A 16,495-nucleotide genomic window follows, 5' to 3' on the forward strand; every position below is an offset into this window, starting at 1 on the left:
CATGAAAGGCGACATCGAGAATGGCGCCGTCTATGCCAGCCTCAAGGGCCGGGTGACCTTCATCACCGGCGGCGCCAGCGGGATCGGCGAGGGGCTGGTCGAGCATTTCTGCGCGCAAGGTGCCCGGGTCACCTTCGTCGATATCGCGGCCGATGCGGGCCAGGCGCTGGTCGAACGGATCAAGGCCAAGGGGCACGCCGCCCCGCGATTCATCCGTTGCGACCTCAAGCAGATCGAGCAGCTGCGCGGCGCGATCGAGGAGACCGTCAAGCGCGACGGACCGATCCGCGCGCTGCTGAGCAATGCCGGCAATGACGACCGGCATCGCAGCGAGGACGTGACGGTCGAGTATTGGGACGACCGGATGGCGGTCAATCTGCGCCACCAGTTCTTCGCCGCCCAGGCGGTGCGTCCGCATATGCGCGATGCGGGCGGCGGCTCGATCGTGAATTTCGGCTCGATCACCTGGCTGGTCGGCGACGGCGACTGCCCGGCCTATGTGACCGCGAAGGCCTCGATCACGGGGTTGACGCGGGCGCTCGCGCGCGAGTTCGGCCCGGAACGGATCCGGGTCAACTGCATGATGCCCGGTTGGATCATGACCGAGCGCCAGGTCAAGCTGTGGCTGACGCCCGAGGGCGAGAAGCAGATCGCCGACCGGCAATGCCTGCCGGACCGGCTCTATCCGGCTGACATCGCGCGCATGGCGCTGTTCCTCGCCGCCGACGACAGCCGCATGTGCAGTTCGCAGAATTTCATCGTGGATGGCGGATGGGTGTGAGCGCGCCCAAGCGCCGCCTTGAATCCGTCGGAAGAGGCAAAGATGCGTTTGATTCAATATCGCGAGAAGGACGGGCAGCGCCGGGTCGGCTGGATCACGGCCGACGGCAATGGGGCGCATCCCTTGTCGGGCGTGACGACCGTCTATGAGCTGGCGCAGCGCGCGATCGCGGCGGGCGGCAAGCTGGTGGACCAGGTCAAGAGCCTGGCCGAGGAGTCCTCGGTCGATTATGCGCAGCTGCTGGCCGAAGGCCGGGTGCTGGCGCCGCTCGATCATCCCGAGCCGGCGCGGTTCCTGATCACCGGCACCGGGCTGACCCATATCGGCAGCGCCGATGCGCGCAACAAGATGCACACCGCGACCCACGGCAATAACGCGCCGGAGTCGGATTCGATGAAGATCTTCCAGATGGGACTGGAGGGCGGCAAGCCGGGGCCGGGCAAGATCGGTGCGCAGCCGGAATGGTTCTTCAAGGGCGTGGGGAGCTGCGTGCTGGGGCCGGGCGAGCCCTTGCCCTTGCCGGGCTATGCCCTGGCCGGCGCCGAGGAACCCGAGATCGTCGGCCTCTACATCCTCGACCCGCAGGGCCATCCCTGGCGCATCGGCTATACGCTCGGCAACGAGTTCTCCGACCATGTGACCGAGGCGAAGAACTATCTCTACACCCAGCATTCCAAGCTGCGGGCCTGCTCGCTGGGGCCGGAGCTCCTGGTCGGCGAGTTGCCGCAGGATGTGCGCGGCAAGACCCGGATCTGGCGCAACGGCAAGGTCGTCTGGCAGGAGGATTTCCTCTCCGGCGAGGCTAACATGTCGCATTCGATCGCCAATCTCGAGCATTTCCACTTCCGCTATTCGATGTTCCGGCGTCCCGGCGACCTGCATGCCTATTTCTTCGGGGCCGCCGTGATGAGCTACTCTGCGGGCTTCAAGACCAAGCCCGGCGACGAATTCGAGATCGAGGCGCCGGTTTTCGGCAAGGCGCTGAGGAACAAGATGGAACTGGTGCCCGACGAAGGGCTGGTGAGCGTCGCGGCACTCTGACGGCAAAGAACAATCAATCACCGCCTCTAGGGAGGAACGACCAATGTTGAACAAGTGGCTGAAGCGGATCGGGCTCGTCATGCTCGTCGCCGCGACGGCAATGATGGCGCAGGCGGCCCACGCGAAGGAGCTTCGCATCCTCGCCTGGCAGGGATATGCCGACGACGACTGGGTCAAGGAATTCGAGAAGCAGACGGGCGCCGACGTCAGCGTCGTGTTCATCGGCACCGACGACGAGATCTGGGCCAAGATCAAGGGCAGCGAGGGCAAGGACTTCGACCTGTTCGCGGTCAACACCGCCCAGCTGCAGCGCTATATCGATGCAGGTCTCACCACCCCCTACGATCTCAGCAAGATTCCGAACCTGAAGGAGGCCCTGCCGCGCTTCCGCGACCTGACGCAGGTCAATGGCGTGATGCGCGACGGCAAGGTCTATGCGATTCCGCTCTGCTTCGATTCGATCGGCCTGATCTACGACACCGACAAGGTCAAGCCGGCCCCGACCTCGATGGAGGTGCTGTGGGATCCGAAATACAAGGGCAAGGTGCTCGCCTATGACAATGGCGAGCACAACTTCTCCTTCACGGCGCTCACCCTCGGCATCCAGGATCCGTTCCATCTGACGCCCGAGCAGATGGAGCAGGTGAAGGCGAAGCTGATCGAGCTCAAGAAGAACGTGCTCAGCTTCTACACCACCGCCGACGAGGCGCTGCAGATCTACCAGAACAACGACGTGGCGCTGATCTGGGCCAATTACGGGCAGCAGCAGGTCAAGGCGATGACGGACGCAGGCGCCCATGTCGCCTATGTCAACGCCTCGGAGGGCGCGCTTGCCTGGCTCGACACCTGGGCCATGACCAGCGGCGTCCAGGACAAGGATCTGGCCGAGCAGTGGGTCAATTTCGTGCTGCAGAAGAAGATCGGCCAGCAGCTTTCCGAGCGTACCGGTTTCGGCAACACGGTCGTGCCGGCGCCGAGCGCGGGCGAGAAGGACAAGCTGGTCTGGTTGCAGCTGGTCGAGGATCCGCTGAAGCGTTCCGATATGTGGAACGAGATCAAAGCGGCTCCGTGACGTCGGGACGCGCGCGCCTCGCCGGCATCGGGGCGCGCGCGTGACCATCATCGGCCCAATATGAAAAGTTCCGGGATCCTCCTCGAGCTCCAGGGTGTGTCGAAATCCTACGGGGCCGTGAAGGTCCTGGAGGCGGTGGACCTCGCCGTGCGCGACGGCGAGTTCATCACGATCCTCGGCCCCTCTGGCTCGGGCAAGACGACCATCCTGCGCATGATCGGCGGCTTCACCCAACCGTCCGGCGGCCAGATCCTGCTGGACGGGAAGGATATCGTCGCGCAGCCCATCAATCGGCGGCCATTCAATACGGTGTTCCAGGATTACGCGCTGTTTCCCCATATGACCGTGGCCGCCAATGTCGGCTATGGCCTGCGCGTGCGTGGCGAGGCGCGCGACGAGATCGCGCGGCGGGTCAAGGAAGCGCTCGCCCTGGTTCAGCTTGGCGATCTGGCGGAGCGCTATCCGTCCCAGATATCGGGCGGGCAGCGGCAGCGCGTGGCGCTCGCCCGCGCCATCATCTGCCAGCCGCGCCTGATCCTGCTGGATGAACCGCTGGCGGCGCTCGATCTGGCCTTGCGGCGGCAGATGCAGGAGTTCCTGAAAGAGATCCAGCGTCAGATCCGCACCACCTTTCTATTCGTCACGCACGATCAGGAGGAGGCCATCGCCATGGCCGACCGGATCTGCGTGATGAACGAGGGGCGGATTCTGCAGCTCGGAAGCGCGCATGATGTGTATTACCGCCCGACTTCCGAATTCGTTGCCCGCTTTTTCGGCGAGAACAACCTCATCGAAGGCCGCCTTGAAGAGAGTCAAGGCGAGTGGCGCTGGATCGCCACGCCGATCGGAAGGCTGCGCTGTGCCGTCGATGGCCAGCCGGAGCTTGCGACGGCAACCCGGGGACGGCGCGCCTTCGCAGTGTTCCGGCCGGAGTCGGTGGCGGCGGGCGCGCCGGCGGGGGGTGACAACCATGTCGAAGGCACGGTTACCCATGTGTCCTTCGGGGGAGCCAGCACCTCGATCAGCCTGTCTGTCGGCGAGGGCGGTCGTACCAAGTTTCTGCTCCGCTGGCCGAGCCGCGCGGAAGGAGTCTCGATCTCGCCGGGTCAGCGCATGGCCGCCCATTGGCGTCCGACCGATTGCCGCCTGGTGCTGGCATGAAGTCCGCGGCCCCGATCCTCACGCCGAGCCGTCTGCGCGATCTGACGATGGCGACGGCGGCCTACATCCTGCCCGTAGTCTTCGTGTTGCTGCCCCTGGCTACGTTCTTCGTCTACAGCTTCTTCAGCGTCCAGGGCGTCCAGTTGGTGCGGGATCCGACGCTGCTCAATTACCGCCGTTTCTTCGCCGACGAGATCTATCTGCCGGTCTTCCTCAAGACTTGCCGGCTTTGCCTGGAGGTGGCGGGTCTGACGATTCTTTTCGGCTATCCGGTTGCCTATCTGCTGGCAGTGCTCCGGGGCCGCAAGAAATACGTGCTGCTGCTGTTGCTGCTCGTTCCCTTGTTGATGAGCTACATCATCAAGATCTATGCGATCCGCAGCATCCTCGGCGGTACCGGGTTCCTCAACCGATTCCTGTTATGGACCGGCGTCATCGACGAACCCTCGATGCTGTTCGTGTATAATCTCAACGCCGTGCTGCTCACGCTGAGCGTGCTGCTCCTGCCGTTCGCCATCCTGCCGATATTCCTGTCGCTCGAGCGTATACCGCGCCGGCTGCTCGAAGCCTCCTCGGATCTCGGCGGCAGCGGCTGGCAGACCTTCAGGATGGTGACCCTGCCCTTGAGTCTGCCGGGTGTGATCGCCGCCGCTTCCTTTGTGTTCGTGCTGGCTCTGGGCGATTTCCTGACGCCTCAGATGGTGGGCGGGCAAAGCGGCTTCACTTTCGGCCGGATCATCTACAGCCAGTTCGGCGCGGCCTTTAACTGGCCGTTCGGTGCCGCGCTCTCCGCCATTCTTGCGGTCGTGGTGATGCTGGCGATCGTGATCGGCGCACGGTTCGGCAACCGTGCCGCCGCGCGAGGCAGCTCGCTGTGATCGCCTCGCGCGGCGCCATGGTTCTGCTGGCCTGTCTGACAGGCTTCGTCTTTCTGCTGCTCTATGGGCCGCTGCTGCTGCCGATCGTGTCTTCGCTCTTCACGGTGAAGCAGGGGCTGGTCCAATGGGATCAGCCGACATTGCAGGCCTATGGCACCCTGGCGGCGAACGAGGGCATCCTCGAGGCCCTGCGGAATACCTTCATGGTCGGCATCTCCGCGGTGATCCTGTCCCTCGTCCTCGGCACGGCTCTGGCATTCTATGTGAATAGCGGCGAATCGCCCGGGCGGCAGTTCTTGCAGTTCCTTATCTTCCTGCCGTTCCTGTTGCCGCCGATCATCATCGGGCTGTCGCTGCTGATCTTCTTTCGCGAGATCGCCTTTCCTCGATCGCTGGTCACGATCATCATTGGGCACACGGTGTTCGTGCTGGCGCTGGTCTATCGCATCGTCCTGGTGCGCCTTCAGGCCTTGAGCCGGAGCCTGGTCGAGGCGTCCTTCGATCTGGGCGCCAGCGGTTGGCAGACCTTTCGCCTGGTGCTGCTGCCCAATCTCACCGGCGCCCTGGCGGGGGCGGCGGTCCTTGCTTTCGCGCTCTCCTTCGACGAGACCTTGATCACCATCCTCGTCACCGGCACGCAGAACACCCTGCCGATCCGGCTCTGGGCGATGATGCGGCTGGGCTTCACCCCGGACATCAATGCCCTCGTCACCCTGATCCTGGCCTTCACCACCGCCCTTTGCCTGCTGGCGGCCCGCTATCTGACCCCGCGCGAGCTCCTGGCGGAGGAGTCGTAGCACTGCGGCCAAGTTTCATCCGGCGGCTTTCAGGCCGGCGCGGTAAGGCCCCGTGCGGCCAGCCAATCGGCGGGGATTTCCCCCTCGGCGATGGTCTCGGTCGGTCCCTTTAGCGTCACCTCTCGAAAACCGCCATCGCTCGCCTGAAAACCGATGGTGAGAAGGCCGCCGCCCGTCGGCAGGATCGACACCGGTGCCGCCGCACCGAACCGCCGATGCGCAGCCAGGGCAACGGCGGCGGAGCCCGTGCCGCAGGCGAGGGTTTCCAACTCCACCCCACGCTCGTAAGTGCGCATGCGATAGCTGCCGTCGGGTCGCCGCGCCGCGAAATTGGCGTTCACGCCTTTGGGCGCGAAGGCCTCATGATGGCGGATTGCACGGCCGACCCCCTCGACATCCAGCCTTTCCAGAGCCTCCGGGGATTCTAGGAACGCGACCACGTGCGGCACGCCTGTATCGATCGCGAACAGGTCGAGTTTCCGTCCCGCGATCGTCAGAGGCACGGAGCTCCGTTCGTCGCTCGGGATGGTCATCGCCAGCGTGACCTCGGAATCGTCGACTATCGCCCGCACCAAGCCGGCGAGCGTGGCCATGCACAGTTCCGTGCCGTGTCCCCGGCCGGGAGCGAGGCCCAGATCCACCGCCCGCCTTGCGGCGCAGCGAGCCCCGTTGCCGCACATCTCGCCGTCGGCCCCCGTTCGATTCACGTAGGTCATGCGGAAATCGGCGGCGGGACCGCCCTGACTCTCATCGGGCTGAATCAGAATCAGCCCGTCGCCGCCCAATCCTTTGTGCCGATCGCAAAGAGCCAGCGCCAGGTCACCGCGATGGGTGTGCAATCGTCCGTCCCTGTCGTCGACGACCACGAAGTCGTTGCCGCAACCGTGCATGCGGGCGAACCGCAGCGGGCGCAAATGGGGGATGGTTGCTGAAGATGTTGATGCCATGTTGGATATCGGAGCAGGTCAATGTAATGTTACAGCAACGTCGGGCGTTGCCCGCAAGAAAATGAGCCGCTCAAGCGGCTTCGAATTGGGTAGGGATTTCAGAGGATAGGCGCGTATGGCCGTATCCGTGCTTACTGCGGGGGAACGCAGGCGGCCATGGTATCTGCTTGCCCCGACTCTGCTCGCGCTGATTTTCCTGCTGCTGGTGCCGATCGGCATCATGCTCGTCTACACGTTCTACACGTTCAAGACCGCCGGGGTCGAAACGGCCGATTTCAATCCCGGCAACTGGCACGAGTTCTTCACCGATCCCTATTATCGCGGATTCTTGTGGAAGACCGCGCGGGTCGCGGCCATCACCGCATTGCTCTGCGCGCTCATGGGCTATCCCGCCGCCTACTGCATCGCCATGACGCGCTTCCGGCACAAATGGCTGCTGCTGCTCCTGCTGATCGTGCCGTTCTGGATCAGCTTCACCATCAGGACCTTCTCCTGGATTCATATCCTGGGCGAGCAGGGCGTCATCAACGTCACGCTGAAGTCGCTGGGCCTGATCTCCGAGCCGCTGCAGATGCTCTATACCGAGGGCGCGGTGATCATGGGCATGATCCATTTCCTGCTGCCCTACATGATCCTCAACGTCTATGTCAGCCTCGACGGGATCGACCGGAACCTCGTCTCGGCCGCTCGCTCGCTGGGCTGCACCAACTGGCAGGCGTTCCGCGAGGTGACCCTGCCCCTGTCGCTGCCGGGCCTGGGTGCCGGCCTGCTCCTCAGCTTCGTTCTGGCGGCCGGCAGCTATGTGACGCCGCAGATCCTGGGCGGCCGGTCGGATTCGCTGTTCGGCAATCTGATCTTCGACACCATCATGCGCGAGCTGAACTGGCCGATGGGCACCACGCTTTCGGTCGTCCTGCTGGCGCTTCTCGGCGTGGTCTCGGTGATCTACAGCCGCTATATGGGCCTCTCGACGATCTTCAAGGGGCTGTCGCGATGACCGGCGAAGGGCGCGGCGGCTGGATCCTGATCAAGACGCTGACCGTGCTGGTCTACATCTTCATGTTCGCGCCGATCGCCGTGGTACTGATCCTCTCCGTCAATTCGTCGCGTTTCGGCGGCTTTCCGATGGCCGGCTTCTCGCTGCAGTGGTACGCAAAGCTGTTCGAGAACGAGGCCGTGGTCCGCGCCTTCCATACGTCGCTCTGGATCGGCGTGCTGACGGCCGTCGTGTGCACCGTGCTCGGCACGATGGCGGCGCTGGCGCTGGTCCGCTACGAGTTTCCCGGTAAACAGTGGGTCAACGCGCTCATCGTCGGCCCGATCCTGGTGCCGGAAACGGTTCTGGGCGTCGGCCTGCTGCTGGCCAATCGCTGGGTCGGGCTGAAGCCGAACTATGGTCTTCTCCTGGCCGGCCACATTCTCCTGTCGCTGCCTTATGTCGTGCTGATCGTTCAGGCGAGGCTCATCGGCGTGAAGCGGGTCTTCGAGGAGGCCGCCTGGTCGCTGGGCGCCAACCGCTGGCAGACCTTCAAGGAGATCACCATGCCCTTGATCATGCCCGCGATGCTGGCGGGTCTTCTGCTGGCATTCACGATCTCGTTCGACAACGTATCGGCCAGCGTCTTCTGGCGCCCGCCGGGCGTCGAGACCATGCCGACGGAGATTCTGGGCATGCTGAAAGTGTCGATCAGCCCCGAGATCAATGCGCTGGGTGCGCTCATGATCCTGATCACCGTCGGATTGCCGCTCTTGGGAGGCGCGGTTGCGCGCCTCCTGATCCGTCGCCAAACCGCAACCAACACGTAATGCTAGGGAGGAACGAGACATGAAGATCAGTTCGACCCGCCGCCTGGAAAGGCTGCAGGACCGCTATGCCAATGGCGGAATGGACCGCCGGACGTTTCTGGGTTTGACGGCGGCCGCAGCCGCCTCGATGGGCGTGATGACCAGCTGGGGCCGGAAGGCCCTGGGCGCCGCCACGGAAGTCCGCTTCGACGGCTGGGGCGGCGTGGTGCAGGAGGCGATCGACAAATACGCCTTTCAGCCCTACACCGCCAAGACGGGTATCAAGGTGGTTCAGGGCACGTTCGACGACGAGAATGTGGTCATCACCAAGATCAAGAGCGCCAGCCCCGGCGATTTCCAGATCATCCATTCCTCGGGCGTCGAGTATTACAAGAAGTACATCGACAATGGTTGGACCTCGGAAATCAACGAGGCGAACATCCCGAACCTCGCCAACGTCATGACGGCGATGATCGAGCCGTTCCGCAAGATGACGCCGAAGCTCTCCTGCGCCCCTTACGACTACGGCACCACCGGCATCGCCTATAACACCAAATACATCTCCGAAGCGGAAGCCAAGGAGAAGGGCGCCAATTTGCTGGTCGACCCGAAATACAAGGGCAAGATCGGCGCCTATGGCGACATGGTCACCCGCGTCTGGTACGCCTCGCTGCAGACCGGCCAGGATCCGAACGACGCCAAAGACATGGATGCGGTGTGGGCGAAGGCGCGCGAGGCCCGCGACCTCACCAAGAAATACTGGGGTTCGGGCGCCGAGCTCATGGACCTGCTGGCGAAGGAGGAGATCATCGTCACCGATGCCTGGTCGGGACGCATCGCGGCGTTGCAGCAGCAGGGCTCGCCGATCGGCTATCACGATCCGGCCGGCAGCTATGCCTGGATGGAGGACATGCTGATCCTCAAGGGCTCGCCGATGGCGGAGTGCGAGGAACTGGTGAACTTCATGCTCGACACGGCGACCGCGATCGCGGTTGCCGAAGGGCAGAACTATCCGCCGTCGCTGGATCCGAAGAAGGTGCAGTTGACCGACAAGATCGCCAAGCTGCCGGCCTTCGATCCGACCGGCGAGATGAAGGCGCTGACCTTCGCCAACCCCGACTATTGGGCAGCGCATTCGGACGACTGGACCAAGCAGTGGGACCGCATCTCCAAGGGCGCGTGATCTTCTGCGCCCGGTGGCGGATGCCGCTGGGCTCGAGCGAATGGAACGGGGGATACCGGGAGCCGGCATCGGCTCCCGGACCCTTCTCCGGATTGTCACGCCTCCCGCTTCGGAAACCGTCATGCAGACGAGCCCAACTGCCGTCGACCTGAAAAATGTGACGCTGGCTTACGGCCCGTTCGTTGCGGTCAAGGATGTGACCCTCGCCATCGAGAAGGGCTCCTTCGTGACCCTGCTGGGGCCGTCGGGCTGCGGCAAGACGACGATCCTGCGCTCGATCGCGGGGTTGGTGAATCCGACGGCCGGCGACATCACCATCGCCGGCCGCAGGGTCAACGACGTGCCGATTCACCGGCGCAATATCGGCCTGGTGTTTCAGAACTATGCCTTGTTTCCCCACAAGACGGTGTTCGACAACATCGCCTTCGGTCTCAAATACCGCGGCGTGGCGAAGTCCCTGATCGCAGAGAAGGTCGCGCGGGCGCTGGAGATGGTGCGGCTGCCCGGTGTGGCGAAGAAGCTGCCGTCGGAGCTCTCCGGCGGCCAGCAACAGCGGATCGCGCTCGCCCGCGCCATCGTCATCGAGCCGGACGTTCTGCTGCTCGACGAGCCCTTGTCCGCCCTCGACGCCAATCTGCGCGAGGAGATGCGGACCGAATTGAAGTTGATCCAGCGCCAGATCGGCATCACGACGATCTTCGTCACCCATGACCAGGGCGAGGCGCTGGCGATGTCCGATCTGGTGGTCGTCATGAATGCCGGCCACATCGAGCAGCGCGGCGCGCCCTCGGATGTCTATGAGCATCCGGCCAGCGAGTTCGTCGCCAATTTCCTGGGCAACGCGAACTTCCTCGACGGCCAGGTGGTGAGCGCCACGGCAGGCGAGATCCTCCTCCAACTCGCTGGCGGCGCCAGATTGACCGTCGGGGGCGGGACGGTGCATCCCGTGAAGCCCGGCGACAAGGTGCGTGCGGTGGTTCGTGCCGAGAAGATCGCGCTCACTCAAGCCCACGGCTCGTCCGAGGACCGCTCCGCCCTGGCGGGCCGGATCGTCGATGTGGACTATCTCGGCGCGCTGGCTCGTTATGACATCGAACTCGCGGACGGACAGCGCCTCCGGGCCCTGTCCTCCCTACGGGAGCGAGCTCATGCCGCCGGCGAAGCGGTCCGGATTTCGATGGCGCCGGAGCATTGCCGCATTCTGTAAGCATGGGGTTGGGCCCCCTGGCTTGGGAAGCAATCCGAAGGCCCCGGCCCCCGGGAACCGAACACATGCAGAGGGCGCGGGGGCTCCATGCCGGGGCGGCGTGACAAATAAATCGGCGATCGCGTAAGCTGTCTTAACGGTCAGATCACCTTCATCGGCGATCTTCCTCGCTCGTTCCCGGTCCATCGCCGCTCCAGCCCCCGACGGCTCGACAATTCGCGTGAAGGTGTTTCCCCGCATGGCCGCTCCATCGTCTCCCGGCGAGAGCGGCAGCGTGCTGTCGGGCATCGGCCTGGCCCTGTCCGCCTATCTGCTCTTCTCGCTTCAGGATGCCAGCGTGAAATGGCTCGTGGTGGCTTACGCCACGGTGCAGCTCATGTTCATGCGCAGCAGCGTGATCCTGGTCATCTGCTTCATTTCCGGGGGCCCTCGCCTCGTGTTGGAGGCCTTGGCGTCGCCGCATCTGAAGACCCTGGCCCTGCGCGCGCTGGTCCTGCTCTCGGCCTGGTTCTGTTATTACACCGCCGCCCGCCATCTCCAATTGGCCGAGATGAGCACGATCTATTTCTCCTCGCCGCTGATCGTGGCGGCCCTGGCCGTTCCCATCCTGCATGAGCGCGTGTCTCCCTTCCGTTGGTGCGCCATCGCGATCGGTTTCGTCGGCGTGCTGATCGCCTGCCGTCCCACTCATTTGCATGAGCCTTTGGCGATCGGTATGGCGCTGACGGCGGCGCTGCTCTGGGCCTATGCCATGATCCTGTTCCGCCAGGTGGCGCCGCAGATCCGAACCCTGGTGCAAATGGTCATCTCGAACGGCGCCTTCGTGATCGTGTGCGGCCTGGCCTTGCCCTGGGTCTGGAAGACGCCCTCTCTCCGCGAATTCCTGCTGATGGTGCTGATCGGCGTCATGGGTGGGGCGGGCCAGTTCCTGGTGACCGAGGGCATCAAGCGCACGCCCGCCTCCGTCATCGCGCCGCTCGAATTCTCGGGGCTGCTCTGGGCCTTCGCGCTGGGCTATCTCATCTGGGGCGATCTCTCCGACGTCGCGGTCTTCGTCGGCGCCGCGCTGATCCTGATCGGCGGGATGATGATCATCGGCGCGGAATGGCGGGCGAGCCGGCGCCGCGCGATGGAGCGCCGCGCGGCCCTGACCTGAATCGCGAACGCGCTGGGCGGCGAGGGCGTTCAGCCGAGAACGCTGCGCGCCAGCCACATCGCCAGGAACAGCGCCAGGAGCGACAGGATCACCGAGCCCAGTACGTAGAGCAGGGCGCCGACCATGTCGCCGCGTTCCCACAGGACCGCGACATCGAGCGAGAAGGCGGAGAAGGTCGTGAAGCCGCCGAGAATCCCGGTCGTGAGGAACAACCGCCAGGGCTGCGAGGCGTCGGCGCCTCTGAAGGCGAAATAGGCGGCGCAGAGGCCCATCGCCATCGATCCGACGATGTTGATCGAGAGTGTGCCGTAGGGAAACGACATGCCGACGAGCCGGGCCGCGAGCAGATTGACGCCGTGCCGAATTGAGCCGCCGATCCCGGCGCCGACGAAGACGATCAGAACATTCATCATCGGGAGTTTCCCCTTGGAAAATGCTTTCGAACCGGCCATAGCCCGATCAAGGCCAGCAGCGTGAAGGCGGCCCCGGCGAGAAAAGTGGCCTGGGGACCAAACCGGTCCCACAGCACGCCGGCAACAATGCTGGCGGCAAGCAGGACCAGCCCGGTCGTCAGGTTGAACATGCCGAAGGCCGTCCCGCGCAGGTTGGCCGGCGCGGTGTCGGCCACCAAGGCGGCCAGGAGCCCCTGAGTCAGGCCCATATGAAGGCCCCACAATGCCACGCCGACCGCCACGGCCGGAATGCCGGATGCGAATCCCAGAAACAGATCCGCGGCGACCAGCGTCAGGAACCCGATCGCCAGCAGCCAGACACGGCCGATACGATCCGAGAGCAGGCCGATCGGGGCGGCGACCGCGGCATACACCAGGTTCATCACGACGAGCACGCCCGGCACGAGCGCGAGCGCAAGCCCGACCGACTGCGCGCGAAGGATCAGGAAGGCCTCGCTGAATCGCGCGAGGGTGAAGAGGCAGGCGACGAGCACGACAAGCCAATAGTCGCGCCCCAGATTGGCGAGTTCGGTGCGGCTGAGAGGCGACCGGAGAGGTTTGCTTCTTATCGTGCCGTGCGGTTCCCGAACGCCGACCAGAATCAGGCCCGTGGCCAGGAAGGCCGGCAGGACAGCAACCCAGAAGACCGCCTTGAAGTCGTCGGCGGTGGCCCACATCAGCAAAATCGCCAGCAGCGGGCCGAGGAAGGCGCCGATGGTATCGAGCGACTGGCGCAGGCCGAAACTGGCGCCCCGCAGCGCGGGCGGAGACAGGTCCGCGACCAGGGCATCGCGCGGCGCTCCGCGAATGCCCTTGCCGACGCGGTCGACGAAACGGGCGGCGACCAGCCAGCCCACCGATGTGGCGAGCGGAAAGACCGGCTTGGTGACGGCGGCCAGGCCATATCCGATCGCGGCGAGCATTTTCCGCCGGCCCAGATAGTCGCTGAGTGCGCCTGAGAATATCTTCGTGATGGATGCGGTCGCCTCGGCGATGCCCTCGATGATTCCCACGACAAGCGTCGACGTGCCGAGAACGCCGACCAGATAGACGGGGAGGAGGGCATGGATCATCTCCGAGGAGATGTCCATGAACATGCTGACGAAACCCAGCACCCAGATGCCGGCAGGCAGGGCGCGGAAGCGATGGCGCTCCCGGTGCGGAGGCGGCTGATCGGCCACTCTGTGCATCCCATCCTGGCGCCCGCGTCTGCGTGGCGACCCTATAAAAAAACCCGCCATCGGCGGGTTCTCGAGATGCCCCGCCGCCGACCCGAAAGGGTCGATCGACAGGAGCCATCAGCCTTCTGACAAGGCGGTTATCGGGGGACTCCATCCCCATCGCACCGGGACAAATCTTAGCCTCAGGGACCGGCCGCGTCAAAACCGCAGCGGGAGGGCTCATCCGGCGCGGCTGTCTCCTGTCGGACGCCGCGCAACCTGCCTAGGACGGCCGGCTGGTCCTCAGGAAGGCCTCGGGCAGGAAATGATCCTGGCAGTCGCAAGCGGGCGGGCAGGGCGTCTTCTCGACGCAATGCGGCGCGGGCTCGTCCTCGATCGGAAGAAACCGCCCGCTGCGCCGGTCATGCGCCAGCAGCCGGCCGCTGACGAGATCGAAATACCAGCCATGAAGCAGGATCTGGCGCTGGCGCACGCGTTCCATGATCCAGGGAAATCCCATCAGATTGCGCAGCGACACCATCACGGTCGCTTCCTCGAGCAGGCGCCTGCGTTCGGCCGGCGGCAGATCGGGGCAGATTTTGTTGAGCGCCGTAAGGGCCGGGTTCGCGACGCGCACCCAGTCGGACAGGAACTCGTAGCCGGCATCCGGCTGGCCGGCATTCTCCAGGGCCCTGACGCCGCCGCACTGGGCGTGGCCCATCACGATCACATGTTGGACCTTCAAGGCCCGGACGGCGAACTCTATCGCCGAGCTGGTCCCTTTGATCCGTCCGTCGACTTCGTAAGGAGGAACCAGCGCCGCGACATTGCGCACGATGAAGAGGTCGCCAGGATCGGCCTGGGTGACGATGGCGGGATCGACGCGCGAATCCGAGCAGCCGACGATCAGAACCTTCGGCGCCTGGCCTTCCTCGGCCAGACGGCGATAGAGGTCAGAGTCACCCTCGAAATGGGCGGCGCGGAAACTCTCGAAGCCGCGAATCAGTCGTTGAAGGGGATTGGACATCGGCGATTACCTGGCGGCTTCATAGCAATGGCCGTCATGCCAGGCAATCAACTTCGATCTACGCAGAGGCTGCTGTAAATCACGGGGCGGGCGGAAGCCGCAGGCTGCGGTCGGGATCGGGCTGATCGCGGCCATAATTGCGGTAATACTCGTTCGACACATCGGCCCGCGGCTCATAGTCCCAGGGCGAGATCCGTCCAGCGGTCAAGGCCTGGTGGATGAGGCGGCGCCGGCGCTGGCTCTCGATCACGTCCTTGCGCAAGCCTTCGAGGTCCCACCGCCGCTCGGCCTCGTCGGTCAGGTTGCGGACCGCGTCTTTATGAGCGGGATTGAGCGCCAGATTGCGCTCCTCGCGCGGATCGGCGGCGAGGTCGTAGAGCTGGGTCGGCTCGCCGCGCGAATAGACGAACTTCCGCGTGCCGCGCCGGATCATCACGATCGGATGATCGTAACCCTCGGCCATATACTCGCCCAGAACATCGCCCTGCGGGCGCGCGCCGCTCGCGACGCTCTCCGAGAGATCGCGGCCATCGAGCGCCATCGCCGCCAACGCGGCATCCGAACCGCCGAGGGCGAGCAGAGTCGGCAGCAGATCGAGATGCGATACCGGCTCGGCGATGCGCTGTCCGGTGCCCACCCCGGGGCCCTGCAGGATCAGTGGCACGCGAACGGCGCCGTCGAAGAAATTCATTTTGTACCAGAGGCCGCGCTCGCCCAGCATGTCGCCATGGTCCGAGGTCACCACCAGGATCGTGTTGCGGTCGAGCCCAAGCGCCGCCAACGCCGCGAGGAGGCGGCCGAGCAGCTCGTCGCAATAGCTCACCATGGCATAGTAGGCGCGCCGCGCCCGGCGGATCTCGGCCTCGCCGATCGGAATCTCGCCGCGGTCGTAGAGCGCATACATGCGCCGGCCGACCGGATCGCGCATCGCGGCCTGCAGGGCGGGCAGGATCGGCATGTCGATGCTGTCGTCGTCGTAGAGATTCCAGAACCGACGCAGACCCTGATAGGGATCGTGCGGCTGCATCACCGAGAGCGTCAGCATGAAGGGTCGCGGGTCCGCCGAGGCCTTGGCCTTGTGCAGCCACTGAATCGCCTTGAAGGTCGCTTCCTCGTCATACTGCAGCGAGAGCGAGTAGTCGCAGGGACCGGCCTCGGCCACGCTCTGTAGCGTGTGATACCAGGGCTGGATCTCGTCCGGATGATCCCAGTCGGGAACCCAGCCGAAGTCCGAGGGCGAAAGATCGGTGGTGAGCCGCTCCTCATAGCCATGGAGCTGGTCGGCGCCGGTGAAGTCCATCTTGCCCGAGAGGCAGGTGCGATAGCCGGCGGCCCGCAGGTGATGCATCAGCGTCGGAATCCCGGACGGCAGTTCCGAAGCATTGTCGTAGGCACCCACACGCGACGGCAGCAGACCCGTGAGCATGGCGAAGCGGGAGGGCGAGCAGAGCGGCGACGCGCAGTAGGCCCGCTCGAACAGGGTCCCGCGCGCCGCCAGTCGCGACAAATGGGGCGTGCGGACCAGGGGATGGCCATAGTCGGGCAGGGCCAGTGCCGCCATCTGGTCGAACATGACCAGGAGGATGTTGGGACGCTGGCGGTCCTGTGAGCCCGGCGGGGACGGCATAGGCGACTCCGGCAGATCAATTATGGCGCTGTCGATCTGAGGCCAGGAGCGGGCCCGCCGCAAGCGAGGGCGGAAAAATTGTAACGATTTCAGCGCAGGATTTGGCCCGCCCGCCCGTGGAGGGGCCGTGAATTCGCCTTAATCCGACCTTAGAATTAATGGGCAAGTCTTTGTCGGACCGGCATTTTCGGGAACTTCTATCCTCCGCGGGGACCCTCCTG

16 protein-coding genes and 1 riboswitch are annotated in these 16,495 nt (G+C 64.7%); of the genes, 11 read left to right on the top strand and 5 right to left on the bottom strand.

All coding sequences use genetic code 11. The features are described 5' to 3' along the window. Position 1 precedes the first annotated feature (1 nt). The 6 genes from FRZ44_RS09730 to FRZ44_RS09755 all read left to right on the top strand — a co-directional run bounded on the left by FRZ44_RS09730 (position 2) and on the right by FRZ44_RS09755 (position 5,730). Positions 2 to 781 (top strand): SDR family NAD(P)-dependent oxidoreductase, encoded by a 780-nt coding sequence (locus tag FRZ44_RS09730; RefSeq protein WP_151176999.1) that lies wholly within the window; start codon positions 2 to 4, stop codon positions 779 to 781. Positions 782 to 823: 42 nt separating this feature from the next. Continuing rightward, positions 824 to 1,822 (top strand): AraD1 family protein, encoded by a 999-nt coding sequence (araD1, locus tag FRZ44_RS09735; protein ID WP_151177000.1) that lies wholly within the window; start codon positions 824 to 826, stop codon positions 1,820 to 1,822. Between the two features lie 43 nt (positions 1,823 to 1,865). Next, the gene (locus FRZ44_RS09740; RefSeq protein WP_225308628.1) at positions 1,866 to 2,894 is read left to right on the top strand and encodes an ABC transporter substrate-binding protein; all 1,029 of its coding nucleotides are present in this window, start codon (positions 1,866 to 1,868) and stop codon (positions 2,892 to 2,894) included. Positions 2,895 to 2,990: 96 nt separating this feature from the next. After that, on the top strand, positions 2,991 to 4,055 hold the full coding sequence (locus tag FRZ44_RS09745) for an ABC transporter ATP-binding protein (protein ID WP_225308629.1): 1,065 nt from the start codon (positions 2,991 to 2,993) through the stop codon (positions 4,053 to 4,055). Continuing rightward, complete coding sequence (locus FRZ44_RS09750; RefSeq protein WP_151177002.1) at positions 4,052 to 4,933, top strand: ABC transporter permease; 882 nt, start codon at positions 4,052 to 4,054, stop codon at positions 4,931 to 4,933. The genes FRZ44_RS09745 and FRZ44_RS09750 overlap by 4 nt, the downstream gene beginning before the upstream one ends. Next, a complete protein-coding gene (locus FRZ44_RS09755) occupies positions 4,930 to 5,730 on the top strand; it encodes an ABC transporter permease (protein WP_225308630.1) in 801 nt (266 codons plus the stop codon). The genes FRZ44_RS09750 and FRZ44_RS09755 overlap by 4 nt, the downstream gene beginning before the upstream one ends. Before the next feature lie 29 nt (positions 5,731 to 5,759). Here the strand turns inward: FRZ44_RS09755 and dapF are convergent, their stop codons facing one another. Beyond that, positions 5,760 to 6,677 (bottom strand): diaminopimelate epimerase, encoded by a 918-nt coding sequence (gene dapF / locus FRZ44_RS09760; RefSeq protein WP_151177003.1) that lies wholly within the window; start codon positions 6,675 to 6,677, stop codon positions 5,760 to 5,762. A 115-nt stretch (positions 6,678 to 6,792) separates the two neighbouring features. On the opposite strand from dapF, the gene FRZ44_RS09765 reads away from it, so the two are divergent. The 5 genes from FRZ44_RS09765 (at position 6,793) to FRZ44_RS09785 (ending at position 12,008) form a co-directional block, all read left to right on the top strand. After that, positions 6,793 to 7,674 (top strand): ABC transporter permease, encoded by an 882-nt coding sequence (locus FRZ44_RS09765; RefSeq protein WP_151177004.1) that lies wholly within the window; start codon positions 6,793 to 6,795, stop codon positions 7,672 to 7,674. Beyond that, positions 7,671 to 8,483 carry an ABC transporter permease gene (locus FRZ44_RS09770; protein WP_151177005.1) on the top strand — a complete coding sequence of 271 codons (813 nt, stop codon included), beginning with the start codon at positions 7,671 to 7,673 and terminating at the stop codon, positions 8,481 to 8,483. The genes FRZ44_RS09765 and FRZ44_RS09770 overlap by 4 nt, the downstream gene beginning before the upstream one ends. Before the next feature lie 19 nt (positions 8,484 to 8,502). Continuing rightward, the gene (locus tag FRZ44_RS09775; RefSeq protein ID WP_151177006.1) at positions 8,503 to 9,645 is read left to right on the top strand and encodes an extracellular solute-binding protein; all 1,143 of its coding nucleotides are present in this window, start codon (positions 8,503 to 8,505) and stop codon (positions 9,643 to 9,645) included. A 121-nt stretch (positions 9,646 to 9,766) separates the two neighbouring features. Next, a complete protein-coding gene (locus tag FRZ44_RS09780; RefSeq protein ID WP_151177007.1) occupies positions 9,767 to 10,852 on the top strand; it encodes an ABC transporter ATP-binding protein in 1,086 nt (361 codons plus the stop codon). 238 nt (positions 10,853 to 11,090) lie between these two features. Next, the gene (locus tag FRZ44_RS09785; protein WP_151177008.1) at positions 11,091 to 12,008 is read left to right on the top strand and encodes a DMT family transporter; all 918 of its coding nucleotides are present in this window, start codon (positions 11,091 to 11,093) and stop codon (positions 12,006 to 12,008) included. Positions 12,009 to 12,037: 29 nt separating this feature from the next. Here the strand turns inward: FRZ44_RS09785 and crcB are convergent, their stop codons facing one another. The 4 genes from crcB to betC form a co-directional block, all read right to left on the bottom strand. After that, complete coding sequence (gene crcB, locus FRZ44_RS09790; RefSeq protein WP_225308631.1) at positions 12,038 to 12,421, bottom strand: fluoride efflux transporter CrcB; 384 nt, start codon at positions 12,419 to 12,421, stop codon at positions 12,038 to 12,040. Next, on the bottom strand, positions 12,418 to 13,641 hold the full coding sequence (locus tag FRZ44_RS09795) for an MFS transporter (protein ID WP_225308632.1): 1,224 nt from the start codon (positions 13,639 to 13,641) through the stop codon (positions 12,418 to 12,420). Before FRZ44_RS09795 ends, crcB begins: the two co-directional genes overlap by 4 nt. Positions 13,642 to 13,742: 101 nt before the next feature. Beyond that, positions 13,743 to 13,808, bottom strand: a riboswitch (Fluoride riboswitch). 95 nt (positions 13,809 to 13,903) lie between these two features. Next, positions 13,904 to 14,647 (bottom strand): carbonic anhydrase, encoded by a 744-nt coding sequence (locus tag FRZ44_RS09800; protein ID WP_151177009.1) that lies wholly within the window; start codon positions 14,645 to 14,647, stop codon positions 13,904 to 13,906. A gap of 79 nt (positions 14,648 to 14,726) precedes the next feature. Further along, positions 14,727 to 16,274: a choline-sulfatase gene (betC, locus tag FRZ44_RS09805; protein ID WP_151177010.1), complete on the bottom strand. Its 1,548-nt coding sequence runs from the start codon at positions 16,272 to 16,274 to the stop codon at positions 14,727 to 14,729. Positions 16,275 to 16,495 lie beyond the last annotated feature (221 nt).

This window comes from Hypericibacter terrae (assembly GCF_008728855.1).
Lineage (GTDB): Bacteria > Pseudomonadota > Alphaproteobacteria > Dongiales > Dongiaceae > Hypericibacter > Hypericibacter terrae.